This is a genomic window from Shewanella sp. DC2-4 (assembly GCF_013248875.1).
Lineage (GTDB): Bacteria > Pseudomonadota > Gammaproteobacteria > Enterobacterales > Shewanellaceae > Shewanella > Shewanella oncorhynchi.
Window position 1 is genome coordinate 1,898,820 of sequence record NZ_JABRVR010000002.1, and the last position, 19,618, is coordinate 1,918,437.

The window sequence follows — 19,618 nt, forward strand, 5'->3', positions numbered from 1 at the left end:
GCTTGAAATCGCTCGTTGGTATCCTTGAGATGATGGATAAAAATTGAAATAGTATGTTGAATGACAACATAAAATAATTAATCACGCCCTGAGTGCATATCTCACTGTTCACGGAGAACGCCCATGTTTAATGCTACGATGTTTAACTATCAAGGTAAGAATGTTGTCGTTGTTGGTGGTACCAGTGGGATAAATCTCGCGATTGCTATTGCGTTCGCACAGGCTGGCGCAAATGTGGCCGTTGCGAGCCGCAGTCAAGATAAAATCGATGCCGCGGTATTGCAGTTGCAACAGGCCAATCCTGACGGTATTCATTTGGGTGTGAGTTTTGATGTGCGCGATCTTAGCGCCCTTGAAGTCGGTTTTGATAAAATCGCTTCTGAGTTTGGTTTTATCGATGTGCTGGTAAGCGGCGCGGCGGGGAATTTCCCTGCCAGCGCCGCAAAGCTTTCGGCCAATGGTTTTAAGTCGGTGATGGACATTGATTTGCTCGGCAGTTTTCAAGTGCTAAAGCAGGCTTATCCTTTGCTGCGTCGCCCCAATGGCAATATTATCCAGATTTCGGCGCCGCAGGCTTCGATCGCTATGCCAATGCAAGTGCATGTGTGTGCGGCTAAAGCGGGTGTGGATATGCTGACGCGAACTTTAGCGTTAGAGTGGGGCTGTGAGGGGCTGAGAATTAATTCGATTATGCCAGGCCCCATAGCTAACACTGAAGGCTTTAATCGCCTTGCACCCAGCGCCGCATTACAGCAAAAGGTTGCCCAATCCGTTCCGCTAAAACGCAACGGCGCAGGTCAGGATATCGCCAATGCCGCGCTATTCTTAGGCTCTGAATTAGCTTCCTATATTACGGGAGTTGTGCTGCCGGTTGATGGCGGTTGGTCACTTGGCGGCGCCAGTATCGCGATGACAGAGCTTGGCGAACTGGCCGCAAAAATGTAGTTTGGTTTTAGATTATTGATATTCAAAATCGAGAACTTTGATTTTATAGAAATTAAGTAGGTAATGATCCATGGCTAATGCATTACAAGAGCAGCTACTCAAAGCAGGGCTTGCCAGTAAACAAAAGGTTCGCGACGTTAAGACTCAAAAACGCCGTGACAAAAAATCACGAGTTGATGATGGCTCAAGTGCTTTTAAGCAAGAAGTGGCCGAGCAAAAACGGTTGCAGGCGCAAAAAGATAAAGTGCTAAATGAGCAACGTTTTGCTGAGGCATCTGAGCGTGGACAAGTGCGCGGTTTAATCACAGAGTTCACTAAGTCTGCGATTAAGATCCCAGCTTATGCTGAAGTGAAATTTAACTATACTCTTGATAATAAAATTTATTCTTTATACATAGATGAAAAACTGCAGGCAGAATTGCTTAAAGGGCAGTTAGGCATAGTGCGTTACGAAGATAAGAGTTACTTAGTACCACATAAGTTAGCCGAGCGAGTTAAACTGCTGGTGCCGCAGTGGTGTGGTTATCTGTGGCAACAGGATGAATCTAAAGCTGTGGTCGTTGAAGATGATCCCTATGCAGATTACGCAATTCCTGATGATTTAATGTGGTAATTGCCACAAGCCTGTGAGCTAACGCTGCGACAACCCTGTGTTAAAGCTTATAAAATAGAGACCCTTAAGTTCAAGCTTAAGGGTTTTTTTATGGGTTGAATTTATACTTAGCTCGCACACTCGCATACTTTTATATTATTCGCGGCTGTATTTGTAATGAGATTGTTTTCTACAGTGAACTGGTATAAATTAAAACAACTGTTTTAATCCTACGTTTAAGAGTCTACCAATGAATCCTTACCAAGCCCCGTTGACGGATATGCGTTTCCTACTGGAACAGGTATTTGATGCTCCAAACACTTGGGCACAATTGCCTGAGATTGCAGAAATGGTCGATATCGACACGGCCAATGCTATTTTGGAAGAAGCAGCCAAGATCAGCTGTGAGTTGATCCATCCGCTGAACCGGACGGGCGATGAGCAGGGCGTGTTGCATCAAGAAAATCAAGTGATTACCCCTGATGGCTACAAAGCCGTTTATGAGCAGTATTCCCAGGGCGGTTGGATTGGTTTGTGTGGCGATCCTGAATTTGGTGGCATGGGGATGCCGAAGATGCTGGGGATCTTAGTTGACGAAATGGCTTACAGTGCTTGTAATGCGTTTACGCTTTATGGCTCGTTAACCGCGGGGGCGGCTTTATGTATCAATGCCCACGGCAGTGAAGAATTGAAACAAGCTTATTTGCCTAAGTTATATTCCGGCGAATGGGCGGGCGCTATGGATATGACGGAGCCGCAAGCGGGTTCTGATCTGCGTAATATTCGCACTCGAGCTTTACTGCAGGATGATGGCAGTTATGCCATCACGGGCAGCAAGATTTTTATTACGGGTGGCGATCATGATTTAACGGAAAACGTCATCCACTTAGTGCTTGCCAAGCTACCGGATAGCAAAGGGATTTCACTCTTCCTTGTACCTAAAATATCGGTGAATGCCGATGGCAGCTTAGCCAATGCCAATGGTGTATCAGTGGGGTCTATTGAGCATAAGATGGGCCTTAAAGGTTCTGCGACCTGTGTGATGAATTTTGATAATGCCCAAGGTTTCTTGATTGGTGAGCCTAATCGTGGCCTAGTGTGCATGTTCACTATGATGAACTACGAGCGTTTAGCAATTGGTATTCAAGGGCTTGGCAGTGCGCAGGCGGCGTACCAGATGGCGGCCGATTATGCTAAAGAGCGTAATCAAGGCATCGCCGCTGGCGGCTCATCGACGGGCAGTGATTCTGATCCCATTATTGTCCATGGCGATGTGCGCCGTATGTTGTTGACCATTCGTGCGATGACAGAAGCGGGCCGTGCTTTGTCTGTGTTTACAGGACAACAGCTGGATTTAGCAAAATATGCCCAAGATGAGGTTAAGGCTAAAGCGGCGCGTTATGTGGGTTTATTAACGCCAGTGGCGAAAGCATTTTTAACCGATCGGGGTCTAGATGCGACTATCATGGCGCAACAAGTCTTTGGTGGACATGGTTATATTCGTGAAACAGGTATTGAGCAATTAGTTCGTGATACCCGTATCGCTCAGATTTATGAAGGCACCAATGGCATTCAAGCCATCGATTTCCTCGGTCGTAAAGTCACTGGCGATAACTTAGCCGCATTAAATGAATTTGTGGCTGACTTGAAGGCACAAATGCGCGCATTTACTCACGTTGATGCGGTGAAAGTGGCGGCAGTATGTGCACGTTTAGATGCCTTGGTCATCGTTGCCGAGTCAGTTAATGATCGCAAAGTGGCTCAGCCTGCACTTATTAATGCGTGTGCGGTCGACTTTTTAGATGCCTTTGGTTACACCCTGTATGGTTTCTACTGGTTGGCTATGGTCGATAAGGTCGCGGATCATGAAGATAAAGCTTTTGCCGAGCAGAAAGTCTATTTGGCTAAGTTCTATTTTGATAAGTTATTGCCAAAAGCGGATTACCATATCGCTCAAGTCAGAGCTGGTGATGCGACGACTATGGCGATGCCTGCGGAGTTGTTTTAACAAGGCTTCGGTATATTCGTTTAGATAAAAACTGAAAAAGCACTGATGACTCAGTGCTTTTTTGTGCAATTTTTTTACTCTGTAGCAGTTAATTAATGACTCTAGTGAGCCGCAGTATTTACAGTTGCAGTGGTTGATGACGGTTGCAGCACTGAAATCAATTGTTTAAGAAACTCGGCATTGAATGAGGGGTTATGCTGATTTTTCAATTCAGGACTCATGCCATTCTCAAGGATTACAAACAGGGTATCGTTATGCTGGGGCAAACGGATAAAGCCCGCTAAATTAGACACGCCTTGCATCGAGCCTGTTTTAGCAAAAATTTGCTGTTTAAGCGGCGGCTTGTTGTAGCCCATACGATATCTTAAGGTGCCGCTGATCCCCGCCTGTGGCAGACTCGTGATTAACGGACTAAAGCGGCTATCTTGGTGGATTAGCGCCAACACCGCGGCTAACTGCTTGGCATTGAGTAAGTTATAGCGTGACAATCCTGAACCATCCACAATATTGGCGTTACTCAAATCTATGCCTAAATTCGTTAAAATTCGCTGCATGGCAGCGGCACCATTGGTAAAGCTGCCTTGGGTCTTAAAATAACTTTTACCAAGTTGCTTAAAAAGGCTATCGGCAATCAAATTATCTGACTTGAGCAGCATAGTCTCGAGCAGCTCAGGTAAGGGCGCCGAGCTATGGCTGGCAATTAGTTTTGCCTTTTGGGGTAAGCTAGTGCCGAGTTGTACTTTACCCGCAAGAGACATCTCGCCTTTAAGTAGATAGGTGAGGTTATCTTGGGCAAATTTGAACGGATCGCTGACCGCAATCGCCAGTGGTATCGCCTCACCGCCAGGGTAACAGCCGCGTAAATGGTAGTTATTTTGACCTAATCTGACCATATCAAGTTGGCAAAATTCGCGGCTCGCCTTTTGGTCAAACACCGCATCGCTGCTGATTTTAACTCCATAACTTCCTGCACGCAGACTTACCTGTGAAGGTTTGCTGGTAGAGCTTGGGCTAAACTGACCATAGACACAGTTTTGATTGATAATATAGCTAGATACAGGCGCAGCAAAACAAATACCTAAGTCATCCCATACCCAACCCGGAGCTTGCAATTGTTCCTGTTTATCGCCGAGCAAATACAGATGTCCATCAATGCGATTAATGCCTTGTTTTACGAGATTGGCAAAAATGGCCTTGAGATCGGCTTGAGTCAGCGTGGGATCGCCACTAAAACGCAGATAAGCACTGCCTGCGATATGGCCCTTGCGTATCGGTGCATCTGTCCATAATTGTGTGACATAACGAAAATCAGGCCCAAGCTGAGCCACAGCACTGACTGCCGTGAGCAGCTTTTGGGTACTGGCTGGAATAAACAAGGTCTCAGCTTGTTGGCTATAGATCACTTGATTGTTCGACATATCCATTGCCAGTAAGGCGATTTGTGAATGTCGAGGGCTGATCTTGCTGATTGCTTGGCTAAGCGAAGTGGTTTGAGCACTTATCGGCCTAGAATCATGTTGCTCTGCATAGGCCATATTATGACTTGCGGCTAGGAGCAGGCCGGCATATAGAGTGGTTTTCAGTAACGTTTCCATGTTAGCTATTGGCCATTTTTATCAAAACATCATTAAGATTAGGTTGGTATTGTGTGCGGTTAATCCTCACTGCTGCCGTCATCCTTTTCCATCAAGCGATATAAACGTAGGGTAACAAACAATACCAGCCCAATAAACAACGGCAGGATGAGTAACCCTAACTGGGTTTTAAAATGGAAAATACCCCAAGCAAACAGCAATGTCAGTGCTAACGTCAGCAGAATTTTTTTGTTCATAGTCTTAATCTTGTATCGTGTGGTCTAATCGCAAATAGGCGGTTTAGTTTACGCTAAATCACTGGATTCGGGGTGAATGAAATGGGTTTGAAGATTATTATGTGATTTGGCAGACATTTTGGGTGCAGTTTAGTGAAATTTGGACTGATTTGTAGCGTTAAGAATCACCCTATTTAGGGGCGAAATATTGTGTGGACGGGCAAATAATGCCGAGAATACTCGCCGTAAAATGCGATTTCAAGCAAGGATAAATGAAGAAGATTTTTAGGTAAATCGGTGCACTGAAGTGGAATAAAATCGCGTGAGGTCAAATTACCAGCAAAACCGTTAGGTTTAACAAGACTTTTGGGAGAAAAGTCTTGCCGAGACGAGGTGAAGTCGGTAATTTCTACCCCTTACGATTTTAGGTTCTTAGGTAACAACTAAACCATGCCACATATTAGTATGCGCGGCTTACCACAAGCGGTCGTTGCAGCGTTCAGCCAAACATTACTGCAGTCATTGGCGGATATATGTAAAGGTAATGCAGAGAGTTTCACATTAGATTGGATCCCAAGCATCAGTTTTCGAAATGGAAAAATTGATCAACGCTTTGTCCAAGTTGAGTTACTCTGGTTCCCTAAGGACCCTGATATACATCTTAAAGTAGAACAAACGATCAGGTTGGCAGTGACAGAGGCCTATCCAGAGTTAACACATATTGCTGTGATGTTTTTATCACTGAACCCCAGTGCTTCCTATCGGGGTGGTCAGCATGTTTAAAGGAGGATGCCTTGCTAGATAAGCTTGGTGGAATAGCCGTTCAACCCGAGGCTTTAACGTGGTTGCTCACGCCATGCCGTTTCAAGGCAGAATTACTCGCTCGTATTGCGAGCGCCAAGCACAGTATTTATATTGCGGCGCTGTATTTAGAAGATGACGAAGCGGGTCGTGAGATATTACAAGCCCTCATGGATGCCAAAGCAGCAAATCCAACGCTTGATATCAAAGTGTTAGTCGATTTTCACCGTGCGAGACGTGGCTTGATTGGCCATAAAGGTGATAGCGGTAACTATTTGATGTACCGCAGAGTTATGGCTGAAGCCGAACATCCCATCGATATCTTAGGTGTACCCGTCAAATCCCGTGAATTTATGGGTGTGTTGCATCTTAAGGGATTTATTATCGATGATGCCGTGATTTATAGCGGTGCCAGTCTCAATAATATCTATTTGCAACAACACGATAAGTACCGTTTCGATCGTTATCACTTGATTGAGTCTGCCGAATTAGCGCGCAGTATGCGCGCGATGATCCAGAAAAATATCATTTCTGATCCAGCTGTGTGTTCATTAACGCAAGATGCTGAGCAAGAAGTGCTACCACCAAAGACGGATATGCGTAGCTTTAAGCTGAGACTGTCTGATGCTGAGTATCAGTTTAAGGAGACCCGTGATGGCAATCGCATCACGCCGTTACTTGGGCTAGGACGCAAGAAAAACTTGCTCAATAAAGTGGTCGTCGCCTTGGTGGAAGAGTCAAAAGACTCGCTGTTTATTTGCACGCCCTATTTCAATCCGCCGTACATTTTAGTGCGCGCTTTAGCGAAGCATTTACGCAATGGCAAACGTATTGATATCGTTGTGGGCGACAAGACGGCTAACGATTTTTATATTCCGCCTGAGCAGGATTTCTCGACCATAGGTGCCTTGCCCTATATGTATGAGCAATCATTGCGTAAGTTCGCTAAACGCCAACAGTGGGCGATTGATAATGGTCAGTTGAATATCCATCTGTGGAAACACGGCATCAACAGTTATCACCTCAAGGGCATCAGTGCCGACGGTAATAAGCATTTGATCACAGGCTCTAATCTGAATCCAAGAGCTTGGGCGCTGGATCTTGAGAATGGTTTGTTGATCCAAGATGAAATTGGCTGCTGGAAAGCTCAGTTTGAAGCCGAGCAGGCACATATTCTGGAACACACACAGCGGTTATATCACTACAGCCAAGTGGATACTTTACAGAGCTATCCTGCGCCAGTGAAGAAGATCATGACTAGAATTCGTCGCCTTAAAGCTGACTTTTTACTGCGTCGCATTTTGTAACGATTAAAGCTATAGAAGCAATAAATTAATCGATATTTTTGATTTATTACAGTGTGTTATCGATTTAAAAAGCCCACAAAAATGTGGGCTTTTTATTGACTGACGGTAATAGATTTAGCTTAAACCAAGAATTGTCGCTTCAAATCATATGCATTAAATCTGTGGCATTAAATTCTGGTGAGTATCATTTTGATCTTTGGCGTAATACAGAGACAGGATCACTAAAACCACCATTACAGCACTTAATAAACCTATGCTCAACTGGCCGCCCATAGGCACTAAAGACATAGTTAATGCGGCAAGTCCAGCACCAAAATTTTGTAATCCCCCCAATAATGCGCCCGCAATCCCCGCCTGACGTGGAAATGGCTCTAACGCAGCAGATGTTAGGGTAGGGAACAGCATGCCTGCGCCACTGAAGAATAAAATTGATCCAATAAGTAAACTCCAGCCAACCACTAAATTAAAAAGACCAGGGATCAACATAAATAATGCGCCAGCACCGAGTAACGCAACACCTTGGTAAACAACTCTTTGTGGCTTATTCTGTCGGCCCGCGATGAGTGCCCCCAGTAAGTAGCCAGGAATTGGCGCAACAAAATAACAACTGACCATAAAAGGTGTCAGTCCGAGATATTGGCCATAGAGTACACCAGCAATTGCTTCAAACGCCGCAATACCGGCAAAGGTGGCGATCAATGAAAATAAATAAGCGCGAAACGCTCTATGGCGCAGGACATGCTTATAGGATTTGAAAACGGCTTGATGTTCCCGTTGCGCCTTAGGTAAAGACTCTTTAAAGAGGAATATTAACAACAGCCAGACCATGACACCGAATACCGCTAATACCCAGTATACGGCTTGCCAGCCAAAATAGGCCGCAGTGGCGCTGCCGATAAATGGTGCAAGCAAAGGTAAAAACACTACAGCCATAGAGACATAGCTATTAAATTTTACCAGTCGGTCGCCAAAGTAATGATCGCGGGGAATGCTACGGCACAATGCGCCTGCGCTGGCTGTGCCTAATCCTTGGATAAGGCTTGCCATAATTAGTTGGTTAAAGCTTGTGGCCTTCGCCGCGAATACAGCGCCTAGAACGAAAATTGCGATACCCACGATGAGTGGCATTTTGCGGCCAACGCGATCTGACACTGGGCCATACACAAATTGAAACATCCCGTAGGAGAGTAAGTAACAGGCCATCACGGCTTGTAGTTGGCTGGCGTCCACATGGAGCCCGAGTGCGATTTGCGGAAGGGCTGGAACAAAAATCGTCTGCGCCATTTGGCCACAGGCGACCATAAAGACAATCATTAACAGTAGGCTAGACTGACTCGCCGCGGGAGCGACATCGTGATGAATAGGAGAATGTGGCGTGCCTGACATGATATTTCCGAAAAAGGTCACTTAAGGTATTTGCGCGCATCTTACTCCCTAAAAGCGTAACTTCAAGTGTCAATCATATTGATTTAACGAAATAATTTTTAATGCGATGCATAAGTTTTTATCCTGATTTTAAGCTGTAAAGCTAAACTTACGATAGGTTATTTGTCTGTTAACTAGGTCGATGAGTTGCAAATGAATTAATACTCAGATTAACCCTTCACTGCCTATTTTCTTACATGGGAGTTTGCTTAAAAATATTGGCTATTAAGAGATTGGAGGTAAGTAAGTGGATAAGGTGCTTAATACAAGCCACCCTAAAAAAATCACGCTAAAAGGAACAAATAAGAAAGGAGATTGCGAATCGGCCTATCTCCTTTAATAGTCGCGACTAGCAAGATGCTATTTTTGTAATTTCTCAATGCCCGTTAAAATCTGATACCCCACAGTCACCCGAGGCGGTACGGGATAATTTTTATTGCTTAACAATACTATGCCAAGCTTTTGCGCGGGAATAAATGCTGCATAAGCGGCAAAACCGCCAGTAGAGCCGGTTTTATTAATCCACACATTTTGCTGCGGCGCGAGGGGCGGCACTATGGGTTTAACGGGTGTACTGCCAAACACGACTTCCTGAGTATGGCCCATAAGTATTTTATCAAGATCAATAGGATATGAGTAATGCTCCCAAATCATATCTTGGGTCATCATGCCCACATCAAAGTATCCCGTGTGGGTCTCATCGAGTGCCGTTTGCAGTGGTTTGGGTAACGAATGTATATGCATATTGGCCTCAACAAATTGCAGTAAATCCTTGGCTGAGGTTTTAACGCCGTAGGCTTCATCGGCTAATACACCGGGATTGACTCGCACTGGCATGTCTTGCTTATCATAGCCTTGGGCATAATCGGCCATTTTGTTGCTAGGAACCTTGAGATAGCTGTTTGTCATACCCAATTGTGGAAATAGTGTTTGCTCAAGGGCTTGTGGAAACGTTTGCCCTAAACTCTGCGCGGCAATCATGCCAAGTAGTCCAATATTCGGATTGGCGTAATTCCTATGGGTCCCCGCGGCAAATGATGGTTGCCAATGCTTAAGGTAATCCATTAACTCTGCATTATTAGTGACCTTATCAGTAACTTGCATCGGCAAATCACCCGCTGTGTGGGTGGCTAAATTGATGAGACTAATCTTATCAAAATGGCTGCCTTTTAATGCTGGAACATAATCACTGGCCATATCCGTGAGTGTTAATTTACCTTCGCCCTGTGCATAGTTAGCCAGTGTTGCGGTAAAGGTTTTACTGATAGAGCCAATCTCGAACAGGGTATCTTCAGTCACACTTTGCCCAGAGGTTTTAGAACTGACGCCATATTGGTAAAAATACTGTTTACCTTCTATGGTGATGCCAATTACTGCACCGGGAATAGCATACTCGGCCATCAGTGGTTTAACTGCGGAATCTACAATTGACTGGATGTCTTTGGTATTAAGCGTTTGGGCCGTAGTGACATTAGAAAATAGCGTAGCAGTGAGCAGTAGGCCGCTTAATAACGGTATAGAAGCGATCGGGGCTTTTGGGTGCATAATTGACCTTTCATTGAGATTGTATTTGTAGAGTAGATTTTCGCATGATATTAGGGCAATTCCACACTAAGTTAAGTCATTACTGATATTTAGTTTCAATACTCTCCCAATAAGTAAGTTAAACGTTAATTTGGTCGGTTTAGTGTTGCATACTAAGTGGCAACACAGATTAATACATTACAGATGTTTTAAGAGATGGTTGCTCTGTGCTCTTAAATTATCTCACTGGCGTTAGGCTGCAGATGAAACTATCAACCACTGACACCGGCCTTTTATCACGATAATGTATTGCGCGATTGCACCATTGATGGCCAAGGGATAAACTGCGCCACCGCGATAAAAAAGTGTTAACTGATGTGGTCGCGATCCTTAATAAGTTTGATAGAGAATTGGTTTTTATGGCTTTAGCCCCCCATGCAGTGCACCATTTATATCAGTACCGTAAGTCTATTTCGACTAAACCCTTTGGTGCCCGCGGTAAAAAACTGATCCGCTGTCCATTATGCCTCTTAGGTGAGCAGTTCTGTACCTGTGCGCTACGCCGTCAGTTAGATACTCACGCCAGTTTCCTGCTGATTATGTATAACGATGAGGTGTTAAAGCCGACTAATAGCGGACGACTCATAGCGGATCTTATTCCTGATACCCACGCCTACATTTGGTCACGTACAGAACCTGAAGCTGAGTTGCTTGCTTTGCTGAATTCGCCGCAATATCAACCCTATTTAGTGTTTCCTGCCCAGTATGCAGAGCAAGGGCAAACCGTACTGAACCAAGTGCCAATGTCGACATTGGCCGAAGGTAAACGGCCGCTGCTTGTTCTGCTTGATGGCAGTTGGCGTGAAGCGATTAAAATGTTCCGTAAGAGTCCTTACTTACACTCACTGCCGTTGCTTTCCTTCGATCCCGACACGCTCGCGACCTATGCATTGCGTAAAGGTAGTCATGATTTTCAACTTGGCACCGCCGAGGTGGCATCATTGGCTTTAGGAGCGATTGGCGAAGCGGCTAATGGCAAAGCCTTAAGTACTTGGTTTGATTTGTTTGTTGAATCTTCCTTACTTGGCCGCAATCGCCGTTGCCGTGAGGACCTTCTGCCAATCACAGATTTTACCGATGCTTTTGAACTGGCCTTTGAACAAGCAAGTCGTAGTAAGAGTTAATTGATGTTGGATTTAATCTATTTTGAAAAAGGCTAGTTAACTATCTTCTTAAATAATAAATCCCCTACAGTGAGGGGATTTTTTATGTGTAGCAATTAACTTATAGGAACTTCATATTTAAGAAGATACCTCGCACAAGCATAATTGTTTATACCGCGACTTCTTTACCATCTAACTTACGGATAACGACCGTAGCGGCGCGAGGGCGTAATGTCGTGCCCGCAGGCGTTTTTTCAGCGGCATTGGACGAATAAGGCCAATTACCGGGATGCTGAATGTTAGCAAAAACAGAAGTATAATCAGGGCTAATAGCAAAACCCGTAACCTCACAGTCGTTTGGTCCAACGAAGAAACGCTTTAATTCCATTTGGTTATCAGCCGTTACACCTAGCTGTTTCTCTTGGCCATCAACAAGCGTTGAAGGCACTATCGCTAGCATCTGATCGTTGGTTTCTTCTGCGACCTCCTTGGCTCCATTGTCGGTTTGAACCCACAAAATACCGCGTTGATCGAAGGCTAAACCGTCTGGGCTGGCAAATTGGTTAAGATCTGTTAAGCCTGATAAGTTTGTCTCTGCGTTACCATCACTTGGTGCTCCAAATACGAAGATATCCCATGTAAATTCAGTATCTTTGTCACTTTCATCCCAACGAATAATATGGCCAAAGTGGTTTTTCAATCTAGGGTTCGCTGGATTGGTTTCAGTTCGTTTTGAGTTGTTGGTCAGGGTCAAATAAATTGAACCTGTGAAAGGATCGACAGCACACCATTCAGGGCGATCCATAGGTGTTGCACCAACAAGATCCGCTGCGCCTGCGGTGTTCAAAATAATCTCGGCTAAGCTAGCGAAAGTATTGCCTAGGTTTTTTCCGTCCGTAGTCTGGCTATCTAAGGTTAAAGGCAACCAAACACCACCACCATTTGCATTAAACTTAGCTGCATATAAAGTACCTTCATTCATATACTTATCGCCAGTTTGTATGCGATTGCTGCTGTCAGCATCTTTTGCATCCCACGCCGCGGCCGAGACAAATTTATAGAGGTATTCGAATTGTGAATCGTGGCCAGAATAGAATATTACTGGCTTACCTTCGGTTAACTTGCCAAAGGTACAACCTTCATGGCGGAAACGACCAAGCGCGGTACGTTTTACTGCGCGCGATGTTGGATTGAAAGGGTCAATTTCAACAATATAACCGTGACCATTCGCTTCATTACGATAGTCATCTTGAGCACTTGCACCTTTTGGCGTGACATCAAAACGCGCGAATTCATCGAGACGTTCCTCATCATGACCTGCAAGATCATCCCAGCCATAACGTGTGCTGGTTTTGCTGATCCCAATGCGATTTTGCTCCGCAGTTAACGTACCACGGTTTGCGAAATAGCCTGGCCAGTTTTCTTCACAGGTCAAATAAGTGCCCCAAGGCGTGTAACCATTGCCGCAGTTATTTAATGTACCGCGAGCCTGACTCCCGTCGGGAGAATAGCGGGTTTCGAGTAGAGAAGAGTAGGCGAGAGGACCGCTAATATCCATCACAGTCGCACCGGTGAATCGGCGGTTATGGTTATCATTACTAACCACTTCCCATTGATTACTAACCAGTTTTATACGTACAACCGATACGCCATGGGCGTTGATTTCTTTACGTACCTCATCGATAATTGTGCGCAAACCTGAAGTAGGATCAAAAGTTTGTCCTGCTGGATGTAATGCAACTTCATCAATGTATTCATGGTTAATGCAAAGTAAACCGTCATTACCCGAATCATTTAATGGAAAGAAATGCATGCCATCATGGTGCATACCGACTGAGTTCGCTTGGTCATCGGCAGTGTTACTACCATCACTTTTCCATGGTGCTGCTTTTGCATTTAATGGCGTGCCCCATGGTGCAAGTACCTGCGCTGTATAGCCTTCTGGCACAACGACGGCATCTAAACGAGAACCCGCAACTGACGTAAAGTTTAGCTTGGCGGTACTTTTTGTCGGTGGCAAAGGTGTCACTGGATCAACAGGTTTTGTAACGGGTGTGTCATCTGATCCGCAAGCAGTTAAGCCTACACTGGCAAAAGCTGTCATAGCACTGAGGCCTAAACCACTTTTTACGAAGTTACGGCGAGATAAATGTTTATCCAACACTTGGTTAAATGGCTCGTTATTACTTTTATTATAAAGTGTAGGATCAAAGGTGGCCTTACTCATATATTACTCCGGCTAGTACGATGGATTAAATTTCGTGACTAAGGCTAAAGTATCAATATGACAATAAAGATGATTTTATATTACAATAATACTGCAGTGAGCAATAAACCCGATATGCTATGAAAATGTTAACCAGCAGTTTGCTATGGTCTAAGATGCTGAGGTCGCAGTATCTCAATTAGAATTTTTATTCTGCTATAATGTCAAATCTTGTATCCAAGATAAAAAATATATAATGTGAAATTATTGCTTTAATTATTTTTCAAATTAAAAATTGGAAATAATTTTAATATAAATTACTGAATATCATTTTTATTCATAAACATGATAGGTTTATTTTAACGTTATAATTGCTATTTTATTTTAGGTAAAAAACTAACTGATTCTTACCGAGTCATGATCTAGTTTAGTCTTTTGGGTTTTAGTCTCTTGGTTTTAAATAATGGCGAAGTGAGCGCGGATCGGTATGGCCAGTTCTGGCCATAATGTATAAATGATCTTTATCATTTTCATAGAGTTGAGTGACACAACCACTACGCAGACTGTGGGCGCCATAAAACTTTGCAGGTAGGCCCGCTTTTGTGCAATATTTTTTAATGATGCGATAAATATCGTCTCCCGTGAGAAAACCACTATTTTTATGTAAACTTGAATTAGCTTCAGAGTGATGTTCTACTATTTGATAAGGGCGTAAATATTTCCCATCACGGGAAAGCGATCTAAATAAATGTCCATCCTCTATATTGGCTAGTGATAACCAATTTTTTACCGCGTTGAGTGCTGCAAAAGGTTCATGATCCGGTAGGTCTTTCCATTCCCGTTGACCTTGCTGATTACTCTTCGAATAAGGTAGGCGCACTTTTAGCTTATTGCGTAAAAAACTGACATATTGAACTTTTATATCTGCAAGTTCAGAACGGCGAAACCCACCTTGTAATCCTAACTGAATAATGGCTTTGTCTCTTGCTCGGGTTAATGGCTGCACTTGTTCATCGATAGCTTGAATGAGCATTTCCACTTCATCATACATAATCGGTTGTTGATCATAATCACTCACATGGCGAGATTGATTTCTGCTCAAGCCACGCATCACTCTGATCACCAGTGTATGTTCGGTAGGCGAGTGGAATCCTGCTTGAATATGATGGTAGCGAATGGCTGCCAACCTTGTGGTTAATGTTTGCTTTGAAAGTTGAACGCCAGTGCTTTCTTGGATCAGTTCTTTTTGATGACCAATAAATGAAATTACGCTTCTTGGATCTGCGGGCAGGGCCTGCAGTTGGTGTTCGGCACAATAACGGCTAAATAGACTAAAGCTCGTATTATAAACACGGCGGGTGTTGGCTGAAATTTCATATTCAGTTTCTTCGGCAGCACTTAAATAATCACTTCGAACAGATTGTGGCAGGAAAGTCTCTTCAAAAAAACGTGGCTGTTCAGCACAGTTATTATTGTGATGCTCTGATCCTGTCACTTTTTCATTCGTTACATTGGTGTTATTTTGAGCATTACTATTTGTCCGGATCATTTTAGACATGCCGTTGAAGTGACCTGATATCGAATTAAGAAGGCGTAATTATACGCAAATCACACCTACATCTACCAGTGATAATCGTCATTATCACTGGTAGAGTGCTTATTTGTTCAAATAAACTTCTGTTATCGGAATAGGGCGCATTAAATAGCATTTAGTTGGTTTTTTTAGTTTAAAAAATAGCCAAGATAAACCTATTCTAACAATGGCGATTAATTAAGCGGATATAAAATTAAAGGCAATGATAGTATGAAATTCGTACTTTCTCTATGCAGTGGTTTCGAACTTAGTTAGTCACAGATGCATAATTTTAAAGAATGGTTTAACCATTTTATTGGTTTTCTTGAATGGAATGCCGCTAAACTAGGCTTGCGTGTTGGGTGAAATTTAAGCTAATAACGACAACCGCTTATCGGGTTCTTAGCCTGTTATGAGTTGAGCTATTTCTGCCAAAGGCAAAATGAAGCATAAGGGATCGATTCCCAGTCAATAAAATGGTTGAACCATATATTAATACTTATCGATTTGTACTAGCATGAGGTCCCATTTATTTCATCCGCATTAAACGCATGCTTAGCTAAAGAAACGTATTTATGGAACCGCAAGCCTGGATATATCAACAAGACAAACCAACAGCAGGGAGAAAATTATTATTGCTTGAGGAAGCAGAATTAATTTTTGCCTTACCCTTAATTTATCGCCTTATCAATCCTGAAGCTGTGGCATCTAAACCGGATTGGTTTTGTGACGCTGAGTTACAAACGGTTTTCTATACTAAGTTGGTGACACAACTAAATGAATTAGTCCGATTACGCAAAAAGGCACTGCGGATCGACAACGAGCTTACTAATGTAAACAAAATGCTCAATCAGTATTTTACTGATTTTGGCTGGCGTATGGTTCGCAAAGAATTATCTCAAATAAAAAAACGACAAAAAAAGTCTCATATTGAGCTGAGCAGGGATATTATTTTGAGGTTAAAACGTTATATGGAAACTCAAAAGTTAGACAGTTTTGACCAAGCCATTGATACCCTATTGTCAGAGCATAATGAAAATATTTCGCTTAATGTTTTACAGCATACTGATGAGGATGTTGTAGACGATATTGTTGATGAATAGAACAAAAAAACGCGGCTCTATGTTTTGAAGAATATGATTTTACAGTTGTTCTATTGCCTAAAATGGATTATCTAATAAGGGTAAGTTAGCCGTGACTTATCTGTGCAGACACGTAAAATTACTGTTAAGATCTTATGTTTACGACTAGATAACGCGGGGCATTAGAGATGAGTTTAAGTATTGCAAACGATAGGAAAATTGCGGTTTTATGCCGAATTGAACCTGGCTGTCTCGGACCTGATGGCGTAGATCATATTGAGGCTTTTTGTGCTTTAGCCCAGAAAGCGATGCAACATTTTGACGTCGATGTTGGCACTTGGGTATTGATCCCAAGATATGATAAAACCTTAGAAGAGATGCAATATAGTCTTGCAAATAAGCTGCTTTCGCGTGAGCAGGCAACTAAATATTTAGTCTCTATAGGCCGTGACATTGATGGTTTTGAAGAAAGATTTCAGGACAAACTGACGTCGCTGATCAATCTATATCTTGCTAGAAAACCTTAAATGCTCAATTTATCGGAGATGTATTTTTTGCTGAGATTCATCTGACGTCTTGTTTTTTTATAGGAGATATTGGATCGAATTTTTACAAATCGGTTTTATTTTCATATTTAATTGCTGACTAAAAAAGTAAATTAATTGTATATTAATCATTGTGTTTCAATGAAATCCGCACCTATAATTACGCTCCTGATGAGCAGTTAAGTTGGCTTGAAAACTCAGTTGTTGCTAATTAACTCCGTAAAGTACGTCAAAATTTGCTAGACTAGTCGACTCACTTAATGCTGAATCTTTTTCTTGCGGTATACCCGAATTTTGTGGGTGGTAAGGATAAGTGTAAAGGACGGTTGATGTTCAATCCCATTCCGGAAACCAATCCATACGTTAGTTTATTGCAGCAGGATTTCGGGTTTTCTGAATTTCGCCCTGGTCAAGCGCAAACGATAACACAACTGTTAGCAGGGAAGTCGAGTTTAGCGATTTTCCCGACAGGTTCTGGTAAATCCCTTTGTTATCAATTTACAGCATTGCAGTTACCCCATTTGAGTTTAGTGATTTCGCCTTTACTCGCCTTGATGAAAGATCAGCTGGAATTTTTGCAATCTAAGGGAATTCATGCGGCCAGCATAGATTCAACCTTAAGCGCCGAGCAGAGTCAGCAAGTGATGACAGATGCGCGCTCTGGCAAACTGAAAATTTTAATGGTGTCGGTGGAACGTTTCAAAAATGAACGCTTTAGGCAGTTTATTCAGTCGGTTCCGTTGTCTATGCTGGTCGTAGATGAGGCACATTGTATTTCAGAATGGGGTCACAATTTTCGGCCTGATTATCTTAAATTACCTGATTATCGGCGCGAGCTTGAGATCCCGCTGGTATTGTTACTAACGGCCACTGCGACACGTAAAGTGAAACTGGATATGGCCAAGCGCTTCGATATCGCGCCCGAACACATAGTACAAACAGGATTTTATCGACCCAATTTAGATTTGACTGTTCTGCCCGTGTCGACTCAAGAGAAAAATGCCTTACTGGTTAAGCAGATAACATCATTCTCAGGTGCTGGTATTGTGTATGTGACGTTACAGCAAACCGCCGAAATAGTCGCACGACTCTTGAGCCAACAAGGCATAGTCGCCAGTGCCTATCATGCTGGATTTGAAGATGAAAAACGTCAACAAATTCAAAATGATTTTATGCAGGATAAGCTGCAAGTGGTGGTAGCTACCATCGCCTTTGGTATGGGAATCGATAAGAGCAATATCCGTTTTGTGATCCACTATGATTTGCCTAAATCCATTGAAAACTACAGTCAAGAAATCGGCAGAGCAGGGCGTGATGGTGCATTATCCCATTGTGTGACTTTAGCCAATCTTGACGGACTCAATACCGTTGAAAATTTTGTGTATGGCGATACGCCTGAGCGAGAAGGTATAGCGCAAGTCATTGAAGCAATTCGACTTGAACAAGATTCTGGTCAGTGGGAATGTCAGCTTAATGGCGTGTCGACGGCGAGTAATATTCGCCAGTTGCCGTTAAAAACGTTACTTGTGCAGCTAGAAATTCTAGGTGTGGTTAAGCCGTTATTTGCTTACTACGCCGATGTTAATTACAAATTTTTAGTGGATAAACATGTCATTCTGAGCCGCTTTAATCCAGAGCGGCAGGCCTTTTTGACGCAAATTTTTAATCATACGCAGATGAAGAAAATATGGGGCGCATTAGATTTTGATGCCTTGTACAGTGCAACGGGCCATGAACGCAGTCGCGTGTTGGCCGCGCTGGAATATTTAGCTGAACATCAGTTGATTGAATTAGAAACCAAACGAATTACTGATGTTTATCGGGTGGATGTTGCCGCATTAGCGCGTCCGGAACTCATCGATGAGCTGTACCATTATTTTATTGATAAAGAGCAGAAAGAAATTGCGCGAATAGCGCAGTTAGTCCGCTTTTTTGAACTTGAGACGTGCTTAAGCCACAATTTATCCCGTTATTTTGATGATAATGAGACGCCGGCTTTCTGCGGTCATTGCAGTGTCTGCCGCGGCAATTTTGCTAAGTTGAGTTATTCGACGGAACCGACTTGGCCGACAGATCAGCAGATGTTGGCTGATTTACATGAGTTGAAGCACCATTTAACGGCCAAAGGCATAGATGCTTTATCACTTGATACCTATTGTCGTTGCCTTGCTGGCATGTCAGTTCCTTTGGTGAGTCGTTTTCAAGTGCGTAAGTTGAGTGGTTTCGGCCGCTGTGAAAAATTGAGATATGCTGAAATTAAACAGAAAGTTGAGTCACTGTTGTCGCAACTAGATGATAAAAGAGTTGAACATGAATAAGGCCGTAAAAAAGATGTTAGCCACCCATGAACATTTGGTTCACTCTGAAGGTGTGACTGTGGTTTCGCATATGCAAAGGGAAAAAGCGGAGTGGATACAACATACTGTTATGATTGAAGATTGTGACGTGCCGTTTAAATTTAGACGGGTCAAAAAGTATCGTAATCTGCAAGGGCAAAAGATCAATGTCATCTATTACCCAGAGACAGAAACTGTGGCAGGTTTTGAAATAGAAATTATGCAAGTCGTTAGAATTAAACGATTCTAGTTAATGCGCTTCGAGTCTTTGCTTTTATCAATCAGCAAAGACTCGAAGCGC

Annotated in this window: 16 protein-coding genes; 10 read left to right on the plus strand and 6 right to left on the minus strand. The window is 43.1% G+C overall.

The features are described 5' to 3' along the window. Positions 1-123: 123 nt before the first annotated feature. The 3 genes from HQQ92_RS09040 to HQQ92_RS09050 all read left to right on the plus strand — a co-directional run bounded on the left by HQQ92_RS09040 (position 124) and on the right by HQQ92_RS09050 (position 3,545). Positions 124-945: an SDR family oxidoreductase gene (locus HQQ92_RS09040; protein ID WP_028759878.1), complete on the plus strand. Its 822-nt coding sequence runs from the start codon at positions 124-126 to the stop codon at positions 943-945. A gap of 70 nt (positions 946-1,015) precedes the next feature. Then, on the plus strand, positions 1,016-1,558 hold the full coding sequence (locus tag HQQ92_RS09045) for a DUF2058 domain-containing protein (protein ID WP_006086757.1): 543 nt from the start codon (positions 1,016-1,018) through the stop codon (positions 1,556-1,558). Between the two features lie 229 nt (positions 1,559-1,787). Then, positions 1,788-3,545 carry an acyl-CoA dehydrogenase family protein gene (locus HQQ92_RS09050; RefSeq protein WP_173244752.1) on the plus strand — a complete coding sequence of 586 codons (1,758 nt, stop codon included), beginning with the start codon at positions 1,788-1,790 and terminating at the stop codon, positions 3,543-3,545. 101 nt (positions 3,546-3,646) lie between these two features. On the opposite strand, the gene dacB is transcribed toward HQQ92_RS09050, so the two are convergent. Further along, positions 3,647-5,140 (minus strand): D-alanyl-D-alanine carboxypeptidase/D-alanyl-D-alanine-endopeptidase, encoded by a 1,494-nt coding sequence (gene dacB / locus HQQ92_RS09055; RefSeq protein WP_173244755.1) that lies wholly within the window; start codon positions 5,138-5,140, stop codon positions 3,647-3,649. A 59-nt stretch (positions 5,141-5,199) separates the two neighbouring features. Further along, positions 5,200-5,376, minus strand: coding sequence for a hypothetical protein (locus tag HQQ92_RS09060; RefSeq protein ID WP_006081710.1), 177 nt, complete (start codon positions 5,374-5,376; stop codon positions 5,200-5,202). Between the two features lie 429 nt (positions 5,377-5,805). On the opposite strand from HQQ92_RS09060, the gene HQQ92_RS09065 reads away from it, so the two are divergent. Together HQQ92_RS09065 and pssA are read left to right on the plus strand one after the other, a co-directional pair. Then, on the plus strand, positions 5,806-6,138 hold the full coding sequence (locus HQQ92_RS09065) for a DUF1904 domain-containing protein (protein ID WP_028759882.1): 333 nt from the start codon (positions 5,806-5,808) through the stop codon (positions 6,136-6,138). Between the two features lie 11 nt (positions 6,139-6,149). Further along, complete coding sequence (gene pssA, locus HQQ92_RS09070; protein ID WP_028759883.1) at positions 6,150-7,463, plus strand: CDP-diacylglycerol--serine O-phosphatidyltransferase; 1,314 nt, start codon at positions 6,150-6,152, stop codon at positions 7,461-7,463. Between the two features lie 153 nt (positions 7,464-7,616). Here the strand turns inward: pssA and emrD are convergent, their stop codons facing one another. Both emrD and ampC read right to left on the minus strand, forming a co-directional pair. Next, on the minus strand, positions 7,617-8,849 hold the full coding sequence (emrD, locus tag HQQ92_RS09075) for a multidrug efflux MFS transporter EmrD (protein ID WP_028759884.1): 1,233 nt from the start codon (positions 8,847-8,849) through the stop codon (positions 7,617-7,619). A 399-nt stretch (positions 8,850-9,248) separates the two neighbouring features. Beyond that, positions 9,249-10,433, minus strand: a complete 1,185-nt coding sequence (gene ampC, locus HQQ92_RS09080; RefSeq protein ID WP_173244758.1) for a class C beta-lactamase — start codon at positions 10,431-10,433, stop codon at positions 9,249-9,251. 398 nt (positions 10,434-10,831) lie between these two features. Here ampC and HQQ92_RS09085 point away from each other — a divergent pair, with 398 nt between their 5' ends. Next, the gene (locus tag HQQ92_RS09085) at positions 10,832-11,596 is read left to right on the plus strand and encodes a tRNA-uridine aminocarboxypropyltransferase (RefSeq protein WP_028759886.1); all 765 of its coding nucleotides are present in this window, start codon (positions 10,832-10,834) and stop codon (positions 11,594-11,596) included. Positions 11,597-11,744: 148 nt separating this feature from the next. Here the strand turns inward: HQQ92_RS09085 and HQQ92_RS09090 are convergent, their stop codons facing one another. Further along, on the minus strand, positions 11,745-13,802 hold the full coding sequence (locus HQQ92_RS09090) for a PhoX family phosphatase (protein ID WP_173244761.1): 2,058 nt from the start codon (positions 13,800-13,802) through the stop codon (positions 11,745-11,747). A 421-nt stretch (positions 13,803-14,223) separates the two neighbouring features. After that, a complete protein-coding gene (locus HQQ92_RS09095; protein WP_173244764.1) occupies positions 14,224-15,339 on the minus strand; it encodes a tyrosine-type recombinase/integrase in 1,116 nt (371 codons plus the stop codon). A gap of 590 nt (positions 15,340-15,929) precedes the next feature. Here HQQ92_RS09095 and HQQ92_RS09100 point away from each other — a divergent pair. The 4 genes from HQQ92_RS09100 (at position 15,930) to HQQ92_RS09115 (ending at position 19,567) form a co-directional block, all read left to right on the plus strand. After that, complete coding sequence (locus HQQ92_RS09100) at positions 15,930-16,457, plus strand: hypothetical protein (protein ID WP_173244767.1); 528 nt, start codon at positions 15,930-15,932, stop codon at positions 16,455-16,457. A 167-nt stretch (positions 16,458-16,624) separates the two neighbouring features. Continuing rightward, on the plus strand, positions 16,625-16,963 hold the full coding sequence (locus HQQ92_RS09105; RefSeq protein WP_105252539.1) for a hypothetical protein: 339 nt from the start codon (positions 16,625-16,627) through the stop codon (positions 16,961-16,963). A gap of 347 nt (positions 16,964-17,310) precedes the next feature. Further along, a complete protein-coding gene (locus HQQ92_RS09110; RefSeq protein WP_173244770.1) occupies positions 17,311-19,299 on the plus strand; it encodes an ATP-dependent DNA helicase RecQ in 1,989 nt (662 codons plus the stop codon). Continuing rightward, positions 19,292-19,567, plus strand: coding sequence for a hypothetical protein (locus HQQ92_RS09115; protein WP_028759892.1), 276 nt, complete (start codon positions 19,292-19,294; stop codon positions 19,565-19,567). The genes HQQ92_RS09110 and HQQ92_RS09115 overlap by 8 nt, the downstream gene beginning before the upstream one ends. The last annotated feature ends 51 nt before the right edge of the window (positions 19,568-19,618 follow it).